The organism is Larkinella bovis (assembly GCF_042655385.1).
Classification (GTDB): domain Bacteria; phylum Bacteroidota; class Bacteroidia; order Cytophagales; family Spirosomataceae; genus Larkinella; species Larkinella bovis.
The window spans coordinates 13,583-28,891 of sequence record NZ_JBHSMA010000007.1; the positions used below are offsets into that span (position 1 = coordinate 13,583).

At 52.5% G+C, this 15,309-nt stretch carries 16 protein-coding genes; 13 read left to right on the top strand and 3 right to left on the bottom strand.

Translation table 11 applies throughout. The features are described 5' to 3' along the window. Positions 1-668: 668 nt before the first annotated feature. Positions 669-1,802 carry a trans-sulfuration enzyme family protein gene (locus tag ACFPMF_RS19510; RefSeq protein ID WP_379848412.1) on the bottom strand — a complete coding sequence of 378 codons (1,134 nt, stop codon included), beginning with the start codon at positions 1,800-1,802 and terminating at the stop codon, positions 669-671. 129 nt (positions 1,803-1,931) lie between these two features. Here ACFPMF_RS19510 and ACFPMF_RS19515 point away from each other — a divergent pair, with 129 nt between their 5' ends. The 7 genes from ACFPMF_RS19515 (at position 1,932) to ACFPMF_RS19545 (ending at position 7,346) form a co-directional block, all read left to right on the top strand. Continuing rightward, positions 1,932-2,816: an SDR family oxidoreductase gene (locus tag ACFPMF_RS19515; protein WP_379848413.1), complete on the top strand. Its 885-nt coding sequence runs from the start codon at positions 1,932-1,934 to the stop codon at positions 2,814-2,816. Positions 2,817-2,967: 151 nt separating this feature from the next. Further along, positions 2,968-3,735, top strand: a complete 768-nt coding sequence (locus ACFPMF_RS19520; RefSeq protein WP_379848414.1) for a class I SAM-dependent methyltransferase — start codon at positions 2,968-2,970, stop codon at positions 3,733-3,735. Positions 3,736-3,798: 63 nt separating this feature from the next. Then, positions 3,799-5,181 (top strand): GWxTD domain-containing protein, encoded by a 1,383-nt coding sequence (locus tag ACFPMF_RS19525; RefSeq protein ID WP_379848415.1) that lies wholly within the window; start codon positions 3,799-3,801, stop codon positions 5,179-5,181. Then, entirely contained in the window at positions 5,154-5,966 is an 813-nt protein-coding gene (gene rlmB, locus ACFPMF_RS19530; RefSeq protein ID WP_379848416.1) for a 23S rRNA (guanosine(2251)-2'-O)-methyltransferase RlmB, read from the top strand. The genes ACFPMF_RS19525 and rlmB overlap by 28 nt, the downstream gene beginning before the upstream one ends. Positions 5,967-6,032: 66 nt before the next feature. Next, positions 6,033-6,647, top strand: a complete 615-nt coding sequence (locus ACFPMF_RS19535) for a hypothetical protein (RefSeq protein ID WP_379848417.1) — start codon at positions 6,033-6,035, stop codon at positions 6,645-6,647. Further along, positions 6,647-6,847 carry a hypothetical protein gene (locus tag ACFPMF_RS19540; RefSeq protein ID WP_379848418.1) on the top strand — a complete coding sequence of 67 codons (201 nt, stop codon included), beginning with the start codon at positions 6,647-6,649 and terminating at the stop codon, positions 6,845-6,847. The genes ACFPMF_RS19535 and ACFPMF_RS19540 overlap by 1 nt, the downstream gene beginning before the upstream one ends. An 85-nt stretch (positions 6,848-6,932) precedes the next feature. Further along, complete coding sequence (locus ACFPMF_RS19545; protein ID WP_379848419.1) at positions 6,933-7,346, top strand: hypothetical protein; 414 nt, start codon at positions 6,933-6,935, stop codon at positions 7,344-7,346. A gap of 49 nt (positions 7,347-7,395) precedes the next feature. Here the strand turns inward: ACFPMF_RS19545 and ACFPMF_RS19550 are convergent, their stop codons facing one another. Next, positions 7,396-7,767: a c-type cytochrome gene (locus ACFPMF_RS19550; RefSeq protein WP_379848420.1), complete on the bottom strand. Its 372-nt coding sequence runs from the start codon at positions 7,765-7,767 to the stop codon at positions 7,396-7,398. A gap of 265 nt (positions 7,768-8,032) precedes the next feature. Between ACFPMF_RS19550 and ACFPMF_RS19555 the strand changes: the two genes are divergently transcribed. Further along, complete coding sequence (locus ACFPMF_RS19555; RefSeq protein WP_379848421.1) at positions 8,033-8,773, top strand: class I SAM-dependent methyltransferase; 741 nt, start codon at positions 8,033-8,035, stop codon at positions 8,771-8,773. 130 nt (positions 8,774-8,903) lie between these two features. On the opposite strand, the gene ACFPMF_RS19560 is transcribed toward ACFPMF_RS19555, so the two are convergent. Then, on the bottom strand, positions 8,904-10,595 hold the full coding sequence (locus ACFPMF_RS19560; RefSeq protein ID WP_379848422.1) for a VRR-NUC domain-containing protein: 1,692 nt from the start codon (positions 10,593-10,595) through the stop codon (positions 8,904-8,906). 59 nt (positions 10,596-10,654) lie between these two features. Between ACFPMF_RS19560 and ACFPMF_RS19565 the strand changes: the two genes are divergently transcribed. The 5 genes from ACFPMF_RS19565 to ACFPMF_RS19585 all read left to right on the top strand — a co-directional run bounded on the left by ACFPMF_RS19565 (position 10,655) and on the right by ACFPMF_RS19585 (position 15,300). Beyond that, positions 10,655-11,623 (top strand): DUF2157 domain-containing protein, encoded by a 969-nt coding sequence (locus ACFPMF_RS19565; protein ID WP_379848423.1) that lies wholly within the window; start codon positions 10,655-10,657, stop codon positions 11,621-11,623. A 46-nt stretch (positions 11,624-11,669) separates the two neighbouring features. After that, the gene (locus ACFPMF_RS19570) at positions 11,670-12,839 is read left to right on the top strand and encodes a hypothetical protein (RefSeq protein WP_379848424.1); all 1,170 of its coding nucleotides are present in this window, start codon (positions 11,670-11,672) and stop codon (positions 12,837-12,839) included. A gap of 252 nt (positions 12,840-13,091) precedes the next feature. After that, a complete protein-coding gene (locus tag ACFPMF_RS19575; protein ID WP_379848425.1) occupies positions 13,092-13,937 on the top strand; it encodes a DUF6597 domain-containing transcriptional factor in 846 nt (281 codons plus the stop codon). 101 nt (positions 13,938-14,038) lie between these two features. Next, positions 14,039-14,632 (top strand): c-type cytochrome, encoded by a 594-nt coding sequence (locus ACFPMF_RS19580; RefSeq protein WP_379848426.1) that lies wholly within the window; start codon positions 14,039-14,041, stop codon positions 14,630-14,632. A 53-nt stretch (positions 14,633-14,685) separates the two neighbouring features. Next, positions 14,686-15,300: a YceI family protein gene (locus ACFPMF_RS19585; protein ID WP_379848427.1), complete on the top strand. Its 615-nt coding sequence runs from the start codon at positions 14,686-14,688 to the stop codon at positions 15,298-15,300. The last annotated feature ends 9 nt before the right edge of the window (positions 15,301-15,309 follow it).

The window sequence follows — 15,309 nt, forward strand, 5'->3', positions numbered from 1 at the left end:
GAACGAACGGCCCGCGACCCTTGAATCGTAGAATTTTTGAACCCGCCCGCAACGCGTTCGGGGGCTCGAACGCGAACGCAAAAACGTCCTGCCCTTCAAGAAAACCGCCAGAAGTCATATTATTATATTTATATATAAGTAAGGGTTAATAGGCGAAAATATTAAAACATGCGTAATTACTCAGGAAAAACAACTAGATATTTTTCTTTATTTATTATATGGCCATTATCGGACAAAATTATTCACAATTGTCCAGCCTTTATTCGAGACCAAAACATCAGCAATAGTAAGTTCTACTAATACCAGGGGTAAAAATATCAAGCCCTTCTTTTGCTAAAAACCCTAATTTTCAACTTTCTTTCCGAATACTCGCCCGAACTCCCGCTTTCCGGGTGAGCTTCCCTAAGAATTCTTTATCACTACTACCTGCCCTGAACTGTAGAATATCAGACAAAAAAAAATGATTACCAGAGCGGATTTGATCGGTTATTCAACGGATTGTCCACTGCAAATGCAATCAACTAACGAGCCTGGTAAGTTAACGCCTGTGGTCGAGCCGGGGCGCAGAAACCGGATTACCAGGTGCCTGCGCCCGAAACAGCTACGGAAAGTGCCCCGAACACCGGGGGTTGAGCACTGACGCCCTTACAAAACCGGATGGTATCGATTTAAAGTGGTTTTGCGTATACTAAGGCCTGTTCCAGATCGGCAATTAAATCATCGGCATGTTCGAGTCCTACGGAAATCCGCAACAAGTTTTGCGGAGTCGCCGTGTTCGGTCCTTCGACCGACGCCCGGTGTTCGATCAGGCTCTCTACTCCGCCCAGGCTCGTTGCCCGGGTGAACAGCCTGACGTGCCCGGCCACGGCCATCGCGGCTTCGGCGCCATCTTTGATCTGAACAGACAGCATCGCCCCAAACATCGCCATCTGGTTTTGCGCAATCTCATAACCGGGGTGACTTTCCAGTCCCGGATAATGCACAGCCTCAACCGCCGGATGCCGGTCCAGGAACTCCGCGAGTTGAAAAGCAGTGGCGGACTGCGCACGAACCCGGGTGGTGAGTGTTTTGATCCCACGCAACAGCAGCCAGCAATCGAAGGGAGCCGCAATCGCCCCGCCTAGCAACTGAAACCGCCGAACCCGTTGATATAACTCGCCGTCTTCCCTGAAAACCAGCGCCCCGCTCAGCACATCACTATGGCCGCCGATGTATTTGGTGGTCGAGTGCATAACCACATCGCAACCCAGTTCGAGCGGGCGTTGCAGAATGGGTGTGGCCCAGGTATTGTCGCAGGCACACCACGCCCCGGCCTGGTGGGCCAGATCAGCAATAGCCTGAATATCAGCAATTTTCAGCAACGGATTCGAGGGCGTTTCAATCCAGATGAGCCGCGTATTTTCGTGAATGGAAGCCTGAATGTCCGCCAGATTGGTGAAATCGGCCCGGGTATAGGTCAAGCCCCAGGGATGGAATAGCTCTTCCAGTAAGGCCGGTGTACCGTGGTACGCATTGTCGGGAATGATGACGTGGTCGCCGGGCCGGAGCCCTAGCAGCAAGGTCATGGTAGCGGCCTGCCCGGAACTGAACGCCAGGCCGGCAAAACCGCCTTCAAGGGCGGCCAGGGTGGTTTCCAGCAAATCGCGGTTCGGATTGCTGGTTCGGCCGTAGATGTGTCCGTGCGGAAACGATCCATCGGCGGCCCGTTCAAACGTGGTGCTGAGTGACAGGGGGGGCACAACGGCCCCGGCGTTGGCGTCCGCCATGCGGCTTTGGTAGAGGGCGAGTGTTTCGGGATGCATACGGTTTTGGTTTACGGACGAAAATACTGTTAGTTTATAGTTTATGGTCTATGCTTTCTGGTTTTGCGCGATTACTTAAAACTATGTGTACCGGACTGTATCAATTAAATAACCGAAAATCAACCGATTATGATAAAGACAGAAGGAATGCTCCGGGAAGATTCCCTGAAAGATAAGGTACTGATTGTAACGGGTGGAGGAACCGGGCTGGGGAAATCGATGGTGCGGTATTTCTTACAGCTGGGTGCCCAGGTGGTCATTTGTAGCCGGAAACTGCCGGTGCTGGAAGCCACGGCCGCCGAGCTGATGGACGAAACCGGCGGGCAGGTCCTGCCGCTGGCCTGCGACGTCCGGAATCCGCAGGAAATCGAAACCGTCATTGCCCAGACCCTCGAACGGTTTGGCCGGATCGACGGCCTGCTCAACAATTCAGCCGGTAATTTTATCAGTCCGACCGAACGGCTGTCGTACAAAGCCTTCGATGTGGTGGTGGACATTGTGTTGCGCGGAACCTATTATTTCACCCTGGCCGTGGGTAAATACTGGATCGAAAACCGGATACCGGGCACGGTGCTGAACATTTCAACGACCTACGCCACCACGGGTTCGGGTTACGTCGTTCCGTCGGCGGTGGCGAAGGGCGGGGCGCTGATTCTGGTGAAATCCCTGGCGGCAGAATGGGCCAAATACGGGATTCGCCTGAACGCCATTGCGCCCGGACCGTTTCCGACCAAAGGGGCCTGGGACCGGCTTTTCCCGGAACCCATCATGAAAACGATGGACCTCACCCAGCGGATTCCGCTCAAACGGGTGGGCGAACACCAGGAGCTGGCCAATCTGGCGGCCTACCTCCTCTCCGATTATTCGGCCTACATGACCGGTGAGTGCATCACCATCGATGGTGGGGAAGTGCTTTCGGCGGGTGAATTCAATCACCTGGATGCCGTCACGCCGGAGCAGTGGGACGAGATTGGGAAAGCGATCAAACACGCCAATAAAGCCGGCAAGGAATAAGCCGTTGACGGAAAGAATTTTAAAGCTCTGGCAAATACCGTATCTTTGGACTACGATTCCAGTGGTCAACAGGCTTCCAATACGACGCGTACGCACGAGCCTTTTATCCTGGCCATTATTTAGAGGAGTGGAGTCCTAGTTGAATGATTTTATGTATAAAACCACCGAAATAACCTCCGCCGAAATCGCTTCCGACAATCCCGTACACCAACGCCTGTTGTTTCCGTATGGGGAAGCGGCTCAGATCGTCAGCGGCAAGGTACTGGAAATCGGCTGCGGCTGGGGGCGCGGGCTGCAACTGCTCACCCAGGCGGCAGACCATTATACCGGTATCGATAAAAATGACGCGCTGATTCAGTCGCTTCGGCAGGAATACCCCCAATCAACGTTCATTCAGGCCAGTATTCCGCCCCTGACCGGCCTGGCCGACAATACATTCGATTACATCGTGACGTTTCAGGTGATCGAACATATCGAGAACGACGACCTGTTCGTGAAAGAAGCTTTCCGGGTGCTGAAACCGGGGGGAACCCTGCTCCTGACGACCGTAAACCGCCTGTTTTCCCTCACCCGCAATCCGTGGCACGTCCGGGAATATACGGCGGAGGAATTGAAAAACCTGCTGCTGCGGTATTTTCCCACGGTGGAGACGAAGGGCATTCACGGCAACGGCAAAGTGATGGCGTATTACGAGCAGAACAAAAAGGCCGTCGAGAAAATCACGCGTTACGACGTGTTCGATCTGCAGCACCGGCTGCCGCGCTGGATGCTGCAGATCCCGTACGATTTATTGAACCGCCTGAACCGAAACAAGTTATTGGAAGCAGATAGTCTGGCGGCCGAAATCCAGTATACGGATTACCAGGTGACCACCGCCCCCGCCGGCAGCCTGGACTTTTTCTATCTGGCCAAGAAATAAGGCCCTGGACTTAACGGGATTGGCGGTTTTGTTCGTTCTATGGAAGAATAGCGAAATATCAGTATGAGACTAGTAATTATCCTGCTTTCTGCCGCCTTGCTGGGTGCCTGCGCGTCCGGCAAACGCACTAAAGCCCCGGAAACCGCCCAGAAAGTCGAGCGAACCCCCAGCGAACGACCCACTGAGCGCCCGGCGGAACGGTCAGCCCAACGCCCGGTCAGCCGGACCACGCCGGAGCCATCGGCGGCAACGCCGACGCCTTCCCAATCCTCCAGCAGTTGGCGGGTCGTTTCAACGAAAGGTCGTTTTATCGGAAAAGACTCATCCACCATTCGGGTGTACATGAACGTGATGGTTCGGAAAGGCCGCGAACACGCGAACCTCGAAGATTTCACCTCCCAGTTCATGTATAACTACGTCATTTACCCGGATTATAACAGCCGGGAACGGCTGGGCTACGGCAACGTGCCGCTCACGGCCGAATCCGTGATTCGGGATCAGTCGCCCGAGTCGGGAGATGTGCTGACGGTTTTCTTCGATGTCAGAAAACCGGCCAACGCCATCAACGGGGTGATGCTGAACGAAATCACCGAAATCAGCACGGGCCGAAAAGTGTTGAACGACCTTCCGGTTCGCTTCAAAACCGTGAAGCTCGGGGACCGGTTTGCCATTTTTGATCCCAGAACAAATCTGCCGCAACAGCACCATTTCATCAATGCGGGCGATACGATTGTCATTCGGGATGTGAACGCCACGGTTTCAAAATCGCTGCTGCTGTACCGTTACCGGCACGACTTCGACCCGGCGCAATCGCCCATGAATACGACGCCCCGACCGACTTCGAAATCGCTCGACATCGATTCGACGATGAGCGTGACGACCAACCAGCCATTCACGCTGCCGACCGAAGGCTTGTATTATTTTCTGGAAGATACCGCCGACGCCTACGGCATCGGGCTGGTGGTGGCCGACCGGCGTTTTCCGAAATTGACCCGTCCCGAAAAACTGATCAAGCCGGTTTTGTACGTCAGCACCAACACGGAAACCAACAGCCTGAACTCGGCGACGGATGTAAAGAAAGCCCTCGACCGGTATTGGCTCACGATGATGAGCGGGGATCAGGAGGTAGCGCGCGGGGCAATTCGGGCGTATTACGGACGCGTTGAGGAAGCGAACCGGTTGTTTACAACCTATAAGGAAGGCTGGAAAACCGACAAGGGCATGATTTACATCGTACTGGGCCCGCCCGACCGCGTGCAACGCAGCCGCGACCGGGAAGTGTGGGTGTATAACCAGCGGGCCAACGTGTCGGAAATCAACTTTACATTTAATCGAAAACCAAATCAATTTGTCGAGGATCACTACGAACTGGTACGCTATGTCGAATATCAACCAGTCTGGTATCCCGTTGTCGAAGCATGGAGAACCGGCGCAATTCGCGAGTAAATCCGTATCAGCATAACAAGCCCAAACAATACTCCAGCGAGGAGATGGTGTTTGGCATTCAGTCCGTTACCGAAATTCTGCGTTCGGGCAAAGACATCGATCGTCTTTATCTGATCAAAGAAGGCAGTTTTCCCGAAATTCAGCAGCTGGCGTTCGAACGGCGCGTGACCATCCAGCGGGTTCCGGCCGAAAAGCTGGACCGAATTACGCGCAAAAACCACCAGGGCGCCATTTGTTTCGTGTCGGCGATTCATTACGCCAAACTGTCCAATGTGATTGCCGGCGTGTATGAACAGGGGCATGTGCCGCTCCTGCTGGTGCTGGACCGCATTACGGACGTGCGCAATTTCGGCGCCATTGCCCGCACCGCCGAGTGCGCGGGGGTGCAGGGTATTGTCATTCCGGCCCGGGGCACGGCCCTCATCAACGCCGACGCCATGAAAACCTCCTCGGGAGCCCTGAGCCATTTGCCGGTTTGCCGCGAAGTACACCTGGAAGAGACCCTGAAATACCTGAAAGATTCCGGCATCAAAGTGGTCGCCTGTACCGAAAAAACCAACAATTACCTGTACGACGTCGACATGTCAGGGCCCACGGCCATTGTCATGGGTTCGGAAGATGACGGTATTTCGGAGGAATTGCTGCGGCTGGCCGACCACCACGCCCGGATTCCGCTGGTCGGGCAGGTCGAATCCCTGAATGTGTCGGTGGCCACCGGCGTAGTTTTATACGAAGCCGTCCGGCAACGGATTTTCAGCGAGCCACCGGTCGACGAAGGGTTTTAAGTATCCAGCTTCTCTCTATTATTTCCCGGGGCTTTTTCATAATTTGCGATTTGCAAATCGCAAATTATGAAAAAGCATAATGGTATGCGGCCGCAGGACATATTGATTCTGCTTAAAGTGGCCGCTCATGAAAAAGAAATAAAAGACTTTTTATCGCGGGATAAACAATCTTTTGATAATACAGAAAATAATAAATTTGATCTTTCCCGGTTCCGATTTACCTCATTTTTTAAGCCTCTTTTAAAAAAGGAAATAGCAAATAAATTAGGAATCAGCCCCGCCGAAGTAACGGAATCATTAGCCCGATCGGATTATGCGGGCTTATACGATGCACCAACTAAAAAAGTAAAGCCTTTGGCTTTAATGGACTTTTTGCAATACGGCTTAAAATATGTCTTTCCACAACAGCCAGGTTCCTTAGTCCGAGGAATTCCTACTGCACATTCAGCAAAACCGCTCTCTTCGATTATTTCATCAAAAGAAAATTATGTATGGCCAAATGCCCATGGTCCAGTTAGAGGACAGGCTATTGAACCATTATACCATACAGTAGACATCGCTATTAAAAATGATGAATTACTGTATGAATTATTAGCTCTAACCGATGCGATACGAATTGGAAAATCCCGTGAAGTAACCATTGCTGTCGAGGAGTTAAAAAAACGACTATTACCCAATTGATGACCCAAGACGTCAATTTGACCCATATGCGTCTCGTTGCTGACGCTTTGACTAAGCTAAACGAAAAGTTTGTCTTTGTAGGTGGTTCAACGGTTCAACTTTATGCAACTGATCCCGCGGCAGCAGAACCAAGACCTACTCAGGACATTGATGTAGTTGTTGCTTTAGTCAGCTACACCGATTCCACCAAGATTAGATGAGAAGTTAATACAACTTGGTTTTACGAACGATATCCTATCTGGAGTAATTTGCAGATATATCTACCAGGGGATTACAGTCGATGTGATGCCTACAGAATCTTCGAGCTTAGGCTTCACCAATAGATGGTATTCAGATGGTGTTGATCAGGCCGTAGAATATACACTTGACACAGACCATACTATTTTCCTTTTTACAGCACCGTATTTTTTGGCATCTAAACTGGAAGCATTCAAATCCTATCGTCATGGACAGGATTTACGGGGAAATAGCGATTTTGAAGATATAATATACCTATTTGATAACCGGGAAGAAATTATTGACGAGATTAAAAATAGTCAGGATTCAGTGCGTTTGTATTTAATAGAAGAACTACAAACCTTATTAGATCACCCCAATCGGGATGAAGGAATTTCTGTTCATCTCGAAACGGCTACGGCCAGCCAAAGAACCCGTCGGATAGTAGAAATCTGGCAGGAACTAGTAACAGCCAGAACTTAAACCCAAAAACCCGCTATCAGCGGGTTTTTGGGTCAGAAACGTCAAAAGATTAAGCTTTCTTCTTGGCTGCCGGTTTTTTCGCCGGCGCTTTTGCCCCACCGTCCAGGGAGTTGATCCACTTCGCCATTTTCAGCGCTTCATCCTTCGGAACGCTTTTCAACGGCGCCATCGGCGGGTAACCCGGCCAGTGTTCCGGTTTGGGATCATAAATCAACTCAACAATCTGCGCATCGGTATATTTTTTCTTCGCAACCTCTTTGTAAGGAGGACCTACCAGGCGCGTGTCCGGATTGTGACAGGCCAGACAGGCATTTTTTTGCAATAACGCTTTGATATCGTCCGGGATGGCGGTTTGGGCGTTACTGTCAAAGGAGAGTGCGGCCAATACCCCTGCAATGAGCATTCCGAATGTTTTTTTCATGTAACAAAAATTAAAAGCTATGAGTTTTGATTACCAACGGACTTGGGCTGACAAAGTTAAACGGCAACGATCATATACGCCAACACTCGCCCGGCTTTTTCCTTATCTTGTATCCCTATGACAATTAATTTTCGGAAAGGTTTAACGGACCGTAAATGAATTGTGCCACAAATGGATAAGAAACGGATAAATACCGGGCACGCCGTCCATCAATCGTTTTCGTACCCAGCTTTCTCGTTCATTTTTAGCGCTAGTTTACACCCATATGGCGACCATCGATCGTTTCTCGGGACATGCTGATCTGTATGCGCAATACCGCATCGACTACCCCAGCGAACTGTACGAATTCCTGCTGACCCGTATCGAAAACCGTCAAAAAGCCTGGGACTGCGCCACCGGAAACGGGCAGGTTGCCAGCGAGTTAGCCCGGTATTTCGAAATCGTCGAGGCCACCGACATCAGCGCCCAGCAACTGGAGCAGGCTGTCCGAAAACCCAACATCCAGTACACGGTTTGCCCGGCCGAACAGACGGTTTTTGCGGATCACTCGTTTGATTTAATCACGGTTGCCCAGGCCCTACACTGGTTCGATGCCGATGCGTTTCATCGGGAAGTCCGGCGCGTGGGAAAACCGGGGGCCCTGGTGGCGGAGTGGGGCTATGGCGGGGTGCAAATTGATGCCGCTGTCGATCCCATTTTCAATCATTTTTACGAACACATCGTCGGTCCCTACTGGGATGAAAACCGCCGGCACGTCGAAGACCGGTACGCCCGTATCCCCTTTCCGTTCAGCGAGGTCGAACAGCGCGAATTTACCATCTACCGAAACTGGGACCTGGAGCGCTTTCTGAATTACCTCCGAACCTGGTCAAGCGTCCAGAAATACATCCGCCAGCACGGCCACGACCCGGTTTTGTGGATTGCGGATCAATTGAAATCCCGTTGGGCAAACGGCGAACGGCAAGTCCGGTTCCCGGTTTTCCTCCGCACCGGAAGGAAGGTGTGAATTATGAGTTAAGAGTGATGAGTTATGAATTATGAGTTGGCTGAAGCATTAAACAGAACGCGTCAGCCAACTCTTAACTCATAACTCATCACTCTTAACTCATAATTCTTCACTCTTAACTCTTCCCTCCCTAAGCCGTCCAGATGACGCGCAGGACGCGCGCGTGGACGTCGATGAGTTGAAAGAATTCCAGCCAGTGGAGTTGCTGGGCACCCAGGTGATCGGTGGGCGATTTTACTTCGACAAATTCGTACTCGCCCCGCTCGTTCCAGATGAGGAGATCGGGAAAACCGCGTGTGTTTTCGCGCAGATTCCGGGACATTTCGAGCAAAATCAGGCCCAATTGCTTCGGTTCCAGGAGTTCAACCATCTGTCGATTCAGGTTCAATAGTTCCTCATTCCAGTCAACCAGCACGTTCGTAATCCCGTATTTTTCGAAATACACCGTTTCGATCTGCCGCTTCCAGTCTTCGCGGGTAGCTAGATCGGCCAGCCGTTTTTTCAACTGCTCTTCCCGCCTGACGTAAAAATCGGCCCCGTAAAAATCCGACGGTGCCCGCTGCAACGGGTGGTGAATGGCCTGTACGTTAGCATCGTAAATGATGTCCCAGAACACCAGCCCGAACAAGCCGCGCCAGGGGTAATTCTCGGTAAAAGCCGCTTCCCAGCCCGTTTCCAGAAAATGATTCATAACACCCGCTTCGACATGGTGCCGGTAAATGGCCGGAACGCCGACACTTTCCGCATCCGACAAAAACCGGGTGGTGGCCTTCCGGCTGCGTTTCTTCTCCCCGGCGCTCAGAATCTTCTCCCGAAAATCGGTCGCAAAATACCGCTCATCGGCATTCTGCGGATTCAACGCCATTTCGTCGCAAAGCGCCAGAGCCTCTTCCGTCAGGCCCGACCGAAACAGCAACCGCGCCCGTCGTTCGCGGGCCGGAACCCGGTCGGTCAGGGTGTAGACCTGCATGGCCTGCTCGGGCATTTTCTGCCGCTCCAGATAACCGCCAACGTGCGTCACCAGTTTGGCATACCCCGGCAGGGCAATTTCGCTCAGGTCGGGTTTGATTTCGTCCCAGTTCATGAACCAGTTGAAAACATCCTCCGGCGGTGTTACCGAGTCCCGCAACTCGCGAAACTCCTCGTTCGTCAGTGATATCAGCAATTTATCCTCTACTTCTTTCCGGCTGGCAAACCGGGCCGTCAGTTTCGATTCGTCGTACCGTTCAAACGTGACCATGCCCAGGTCCCGAATGACAAACTCGGTCATGTCAGCCGAGCGATTGCCGAAAAACAGGTATTTCAGCATCATCACCTCCGCGTCGAAATTTGGTTTGATGACGGTTTCGTGCCGCGTCAGGCTCTCCACAATCCGGGCAAAATCCAGCTCGTGCAGGGCGTAGCGCACAATATTTTCTTTCTTTACCTTGCTCAGCGGTTTGATTTCTTCCGGTTCCAGCGGCAGCAGGTCCAGCAATTCCGGTTTCGTAAATGTGTTCAGCACCTCGTTGCCCAGCAACTCGTGGTGGAAATTGAGTCGTTCGATAAAACCGTTGAGGAGCAATTCGCCGACAGCCGCCGGCAGGTCGTCGATTTCCTTGTATTGCAGTTTCTGAACCCGAAAGAACGTACCCCGCCGGTTGCTGAACCGCACATACATACACTGGGCATCTTCGGTCAGGCCCTGGAATCGCCGGATAAATTCTTTTTCGGCCTCATTCAGCAAATGGCCATACATCCGTTGGACAAAACCGATCAGGTATTGAAAATAATCAAGGTAATATTTCGGTGGCAGTTCAATCTGCTGGGGTCTCGTTGCCATATTTTTCAATCCATTTGTTCATCTTTGCCGTTATATCAATAACACCATTTTTTGTTAATATGTCCCCGGAACGGGTTTTGCAGATACTTGCGGATCAGCAGTTGATCGACCAAAAACAACGATCTGTTATTCAGGACGTTGAGAACCAGAAGCCCTTTTCCATTCACTGGGAATTACGGGTTTTGCTGTATGTTGGCATTCTGCTGTTCACCACCGGAACGGGCTGGCTAATTTATAAATACATCGACCAGATTGGTCACACCTTCCTCCTGCTGGCCCTCGCGGTTATTTGTGCCGCCAGTTTCGCCTTTGCGATTCGCTTCAAAGGGCCGTTTTCAACGGGACGCAGCCACAGCCGCTCCCCGTTCGGCGACTACGCCCTGCTGCTCGGCTGTCTGCTTTTCCTGACCCTCGAAGGCTATCTGCAATATCAGTATACGGTTTTCGGCACCCGCTACGGGCTGGTAACGTTTTTGCCGGCCATCCTGTTTCTGAGCCTGGCCTATCTCTTCGATCACCGGGGCGTTCTGGCGATGGGGCTTACAGCCCTGATTTCGTGGATTGGCGTGACGGTGCGACCGCTGGAGTTTTACTTCAAAGGCAACCTGAAAGACATGACGGTTTTGCTCTCGGCGGTGGCGCTCAGCATCGGACTGATGATCGGGGCGCTGGTGCTCGACCACCGGCGGATCAAGCGGCATTTCACCATGACCACGCTGAGTTTTGCCGGGAACCTGTTGCTGGTGGCGCTGGTGGCCGGTTTGTTCAATTTCCATGATTTACACCTCCCGTTTGCCGCGGCCCTGGCGGTTGCCTGCGCCGGTTTCGACGCGTACGCCCGGCGGGAACATTCCTTTCTGTTTCTGCTGATGAGCACTTTTTACGGCTACATTGGCATTACCTTTCTGGTATTTCATTATTTTCATTTGCGCGACGAAGCCACGTATCTGTACTGGATTATAACCGGAATTGGCATCACCGTTTATCTATCCAACAGCCGAAAGAACGAAAACTTTCAGGCGAAGTGAGCCATAACCGGGCGGTTTCGCAGCCCCTCTATCCACTCCTATTCTTATGAAAGCGTATAACGAAACCTGGGTGCAAAACAAACGAATTCAGGAGTATGCCGCCCGCTGGCAACGGCAGGGGCTGCTCGATGAAGCCCAGATGACCGGAATTCGGGCGAAATTTCCGGTCGGTTTTCGGGATTCCAACGGTTTTATCGAGGTCGGGCTGTTTGTATTTTCCATTGTTGCCGTCAGCGGAAGTTATTTCCTGTTCGTTTCCCTGCTCAATAACGTGCTGGATTATGCGGCTTTCTTCGATGTTTTTAACATCGGGTTCGGCCTGCTCGTCGGCCTGCTTACGCATTATCTGATCACTACCCGGCACTATTACCGCTCCGGAATCGACAACGCCCTCGTGATCGCCACCGTGGCGTTGCTCGTCACCGGGTTCACGGGACTCCTGCCTGATGGACGTCCCACCTGGCAATACGGTTTATTCATCCTGCCGCTCATCCTGGCTGGCGTCTGGTATTACAGCGATCTCCTGCTGACGATGGCCGCATTTGCCACCCTCACCACGATTTTGTTCGATGGGTTGCTGGATGTTTCATTCGGAAAACAGGTGCTGGCGTTTGTGCTGATGGCGGTTTCTGCCGGACTCTATGGAACCGCCCGCTTGTACGAAAACCGGGACAACCTGCTCTACTGGCGGGATAACTTCATCCTGCTCGAATGGCTGTCCCTGAGCTTATTAGTAATCAGTTGCAACTATTTCACCAACCGCCAGCTTACTTACTGGCTCATGGATTACCGGCCGGCCGAAGCTCCCGAAATTCCGTGGGCCGGGTTTTTCTGGGTGCTGACCTTCAGCGTCCCGGTCGCCTTGGTCTACCTCGGGATCCGTCAGAAAGAACGCCCCCTGCTCATTATGGGCGCACTGGGCTGGGGCCTGGCGCTGGCCACCTGGCGGTATTATCATCCTTTATTTCCCCTGGAATTTTACCTGATCATCCACGGCTTATTCCTCCTTCTGGGGGCGATTTTACTGATCCAGTTTCTGCGCGTTTCCCGCAACGGTTTTACCGACCGGCCCGATGAAGATTCCCCCAAAGAACTTCTCCTGCAGGCCGAAACCTTGTCTACCATTCAGGCTACTACGGGTCAGTTGGGTCCGAAAGACGGGATGCGGTTTGGTGGGGGCGATTTTGGCGGGGGCGGCAGCGAAGACCGGTATTGAACCCACGACCAGCCACAAGGCGGGTCGCAACGGCGATGGAGCCAGCCCAACTTTTGCGGACGCTCCGACCGACGAATTGGGCGGTTTTCGGCGAATGGCCGAAAACGAATTACCGGAAAACCGCCGGGCGAACGGACAGCCGCGCCGGAACGGGTTTGACCGGTTACAAAAATGTCGCTTTTTTTCAAGACCGGCCCCCTCCGAACAATTACTTTTACGGCATAATACAACCAGAATACCACTCCACAACTAATGAACACGAGTTATCAGGAATTTCGCCCTTCACCGGCACTGCAGCCGTTTGTCGAATGTTACTGGCTGCATTGTTTCAAAACCAGGGGAAGAGAAGAGTCTCCGGTGCAACGCTGTCTGCCTTTTGGCACGCTGGAACTGATCATTCACCTCGACGACAACCGCGCTCATGCCCTCTTCAATGACCGCTGGCAGGAACTCCCGCAGGCGTTCTTTGCGGGACTTTATCAGGATGCCGTGCAGTGGAAGTCGGTCGGAACGACCCGTAAATTTGGCATTCAGTTAAAACCGGAAAGCCTGCCGCAGCTGTTCAACGTGCCGATCGCATCGCTGTTCAATAATTTCACCGATCTGGAAACCTTCTTTGGCCGGGCGATCAACCGGTTGGTAGAAGATGTTTACGGCCGGCCGGATATTCAGGACGTGATCAAAGCCTCAGAAACGTTTCTGATGGCGCAGCTTCGCAACCTGAAGGGCAGTCGAAATTACGTTATTGAAGCCACCCAACTGATTCGGCAGTCGAAAGGGAGCCTGTCGATCAAGGCCCTGAGCGAGCATTTGTACGTCAGCAAACGGCAGTTGGAACGCCGTTTTAAGGACCATTACGGTACAACGCCCAAAATGTACCAGCGCATCATCCGGTTCCGCAATGCGTACGAGTCGTTTCAGAAAACCGCATCGTTACCCAACTGGGTGGATAGTTCGCACACGTTCGGGTACGCTGATCAGGCCCATTTTATCCGGGAATTCAAGGAGTTCACCAACGATATTCCCACGATGGTCTTCAATAACCAGGGCCATTATTACCGGGTGCCCGGGCGACAACTGATTCGAACACACTACTAACGGCCCTGACCGGCCCCTGCTGTTTCTTTTTACCCGTCCAACAACGATTGGCTTACGGCCGTATCGCCCGAATTTCTTTTCACTAAAAACAAAAAATAGTCATGTCAAAATTAGTTTATCTGGCCGCTCCGGCAGCCATCTGGCTCGCTTGTGCCTTTTCCAAACCGCAGTCCGCCCCCAAACCGGTGAAACATCCGACAACGCCCCATCAGTCGGCGCAGGGTGATGAAATCAAACGGGGGGAATACCTGGTGATGATTGCGGGATGTGCGGACTGCCACGCCCCGAAAAAAATGACGCCCCAGGGACCCGCGCCCGATATGGATCGTTTTCTTTCCGGCCATAACAGCGCCATACCGCTCGGCACGTACGACAGGAATCTGGTCAAAAATGGCCAGTGGGTGTTGTTCAACGGGCAAAATACGGCGTTCATTGGTCCCTGGGGTGTATCGTTTGCCGCTAACCTGACGCCCGATCAAACCGGTATTGGCAACTGGTCGTTCGAGCAGTTCAACAAAGCCATGCGGCAGGGTAAATTCAAAGGACTCGACAACAGCCGCCCGCTGCTGCCGCCGATGCCCTGGCCCAATTACACGAACATGAGCGAGAACGATATGCGGGCGGTTTTTGCCTACCTGAAATCACTGAAACCGGTGGCCAACGCCGTCCCGGCGGCCATTCCACCGGCCCCCTGATCAACCGCTTTGCCCATTTTCCCAAACAACAAAGTCTATTTTTCGAACACGCCATGAAAAAAGTAACCCTATTTATTGCGCTGGCAACGCTGCTGTGGAATTGTGCCACCGACCATTTGCAGCCGTCCCAGGACGCTTATCAACTGGATGAAGAAAAATCAGTAGCCCTCTGGAAGGGCCGTCTGCGAACCGGTTATTCCGAAGAAGGGGTCATTACGGTGAAAAGCGATCAGCTGGTGATCGAAAACGGGACCGTGGTGGGCGGCTCGTTCTCACTGCCGGTTTCGTCCATTCTGAGTACCAGCCTGCCCGATTCGCTCAAACCCGTACTGGTACACCATTTGCAAAGTGCCGATTTCTTCGATATGGCCCTTCATCCCACGATTACGTATGCCATTACCAGCGTTGAGCCCTACTCGGGCAGTGAGGGCCTGGCCGGTTCCAACGTGCGGGTGACAGGTAATCTGACGATCTTAGGCAAAAGCAATCCGGTTCGTTTCCCGGCCAAAATGCAGGTCAGCCATAACCAGCTGACGGTGGAAGCAACGCTCCAGATCGACCGGACCCAATGGGGGATGCTGTATAGCGCCGATCCAACGCTGCCGGATGAGAAATATATCCTGCCAGCCATTGACATTCACCTAAAACTGGTGGGGAATAAACAATAAGGTTCGTTG

Excerpts from the sequence above, each read along its gene's own strand:
- ACFPMF_RS19510 (WP_379848412.1), bottom strand. The coding sequence starts at position 1,802 with ATGCATCCCGAAACACTCGCCCTCTACCAAAGCCGCATGGCGGACGCC.
- ACFPMF_RS19515 (WP_379848413.1), top strand. The coding sequence starts at position 1,932 with ATGATAAAGACAGAAGGAATGCTCCGGGAAGATTCCCTGAAAGATAAG.
- ACFPMF_RS19520 (WP_379848414.1), top strand. The coding sequence starts at position 2,968 with ATGTATAAAACCACCGAAATAACCTCCGCCGAAATCGCTTCCGACAAT.
- ACFPMF_RS19525 (WP_379848415.1), top strand. The coding sequence starts at position 3,799 with ATGAGACTAGTAATTATCCTGCTTTCTGCCGCCTTGCTGGGTGCCTGC.
- rlmB (WP_379848416.1), top strand. The coding sequence starts at position 5,154 with ATGGAGAACCGGCGCAATTCGCGAGTAAATCCGTATCAGCATAACAAG.
- ACFPMF_RS19535 (WP_379848417.1), top strand. The coding sequence starts at position 6,033 with ATGAAAAAGCATAATGGTATGCGGCCGCAGGACATATTGATTCTGCTT.
- ACFPMF_RS19540 (WP_379848418.1), top strand. The coding sequence starts at position 6,647 with ATGACCCAAGACGTCAATTTGACCCATATGCGTCTCGTTGCTGACGCT.
- ACFPMF_RS19545 (WP_379848419.1), top strand. The coding sequence starts at position 6,933 with ATGCCTACAGAATCTTCGAGCTTAGGCTTCACCAATAGATGGTATTCA.
- ACFPMF_RS19550 (WP_379848420.1), bottom strand. The coding sequence starts at position 7,767 with ATGAAAAAAACATTCGGAATGCTCATTGCAGGGGTATTGGCCGCACTC.
- ACFPMF_RS19555 (WP_379848421.1), top strand. The coding sequence starts at position 8,033 with ATGGCGACCATCGATCGTTTCTCGGGACATGCTGATCTGTATGCGCAA.
- ACFPMF_RS19560 (WP_379848422.1), bottom strand. The coding sequence starts at position 10,595 with ATGGCAACGAGACCCCAGCAGATTGAACTGCCACCGAAATATTACCTT.
- ACFPMF_RS19565 (WP_379848423.1), top strand. The coding sequence starts at position 10,655 with ATGTCCCCGGAACGGGTTTTGCAGATACTTGCGGATCAGCAGTTGATC.
- ACFPMF_RS19570 (WP_379848424.1), top strand. The coding sequence starts at position 11,670 with ATGAAAGCGTATAACGAAACCTGGGTGCAAAACAAACGAATTCAGGAG.
- ACFPMF_RS19575 (WP_379848425.1), top strand. The coding sequence starts at position 13,092 with ATGAACACGAGTTATCAGGAATTTCGCCCTTCACCGGCACTGCAGCCG.
- ACFPMF_RS19580 (WP_379848426.1), top strand. The coding sequence starts at position 14,039 with ATGTCAAAATTAGTTTATCTGGCCGCTCCGGCAGCCATCTGGCTCGCT.
- ACFPMF_RS19585 (WP_379848427.1), top strand. The coding sequence starts at position 14,686 with ATGAAAAAAGTAACCCTATTTATTGCGCTGGCAACGCTGCTGTGGAAT.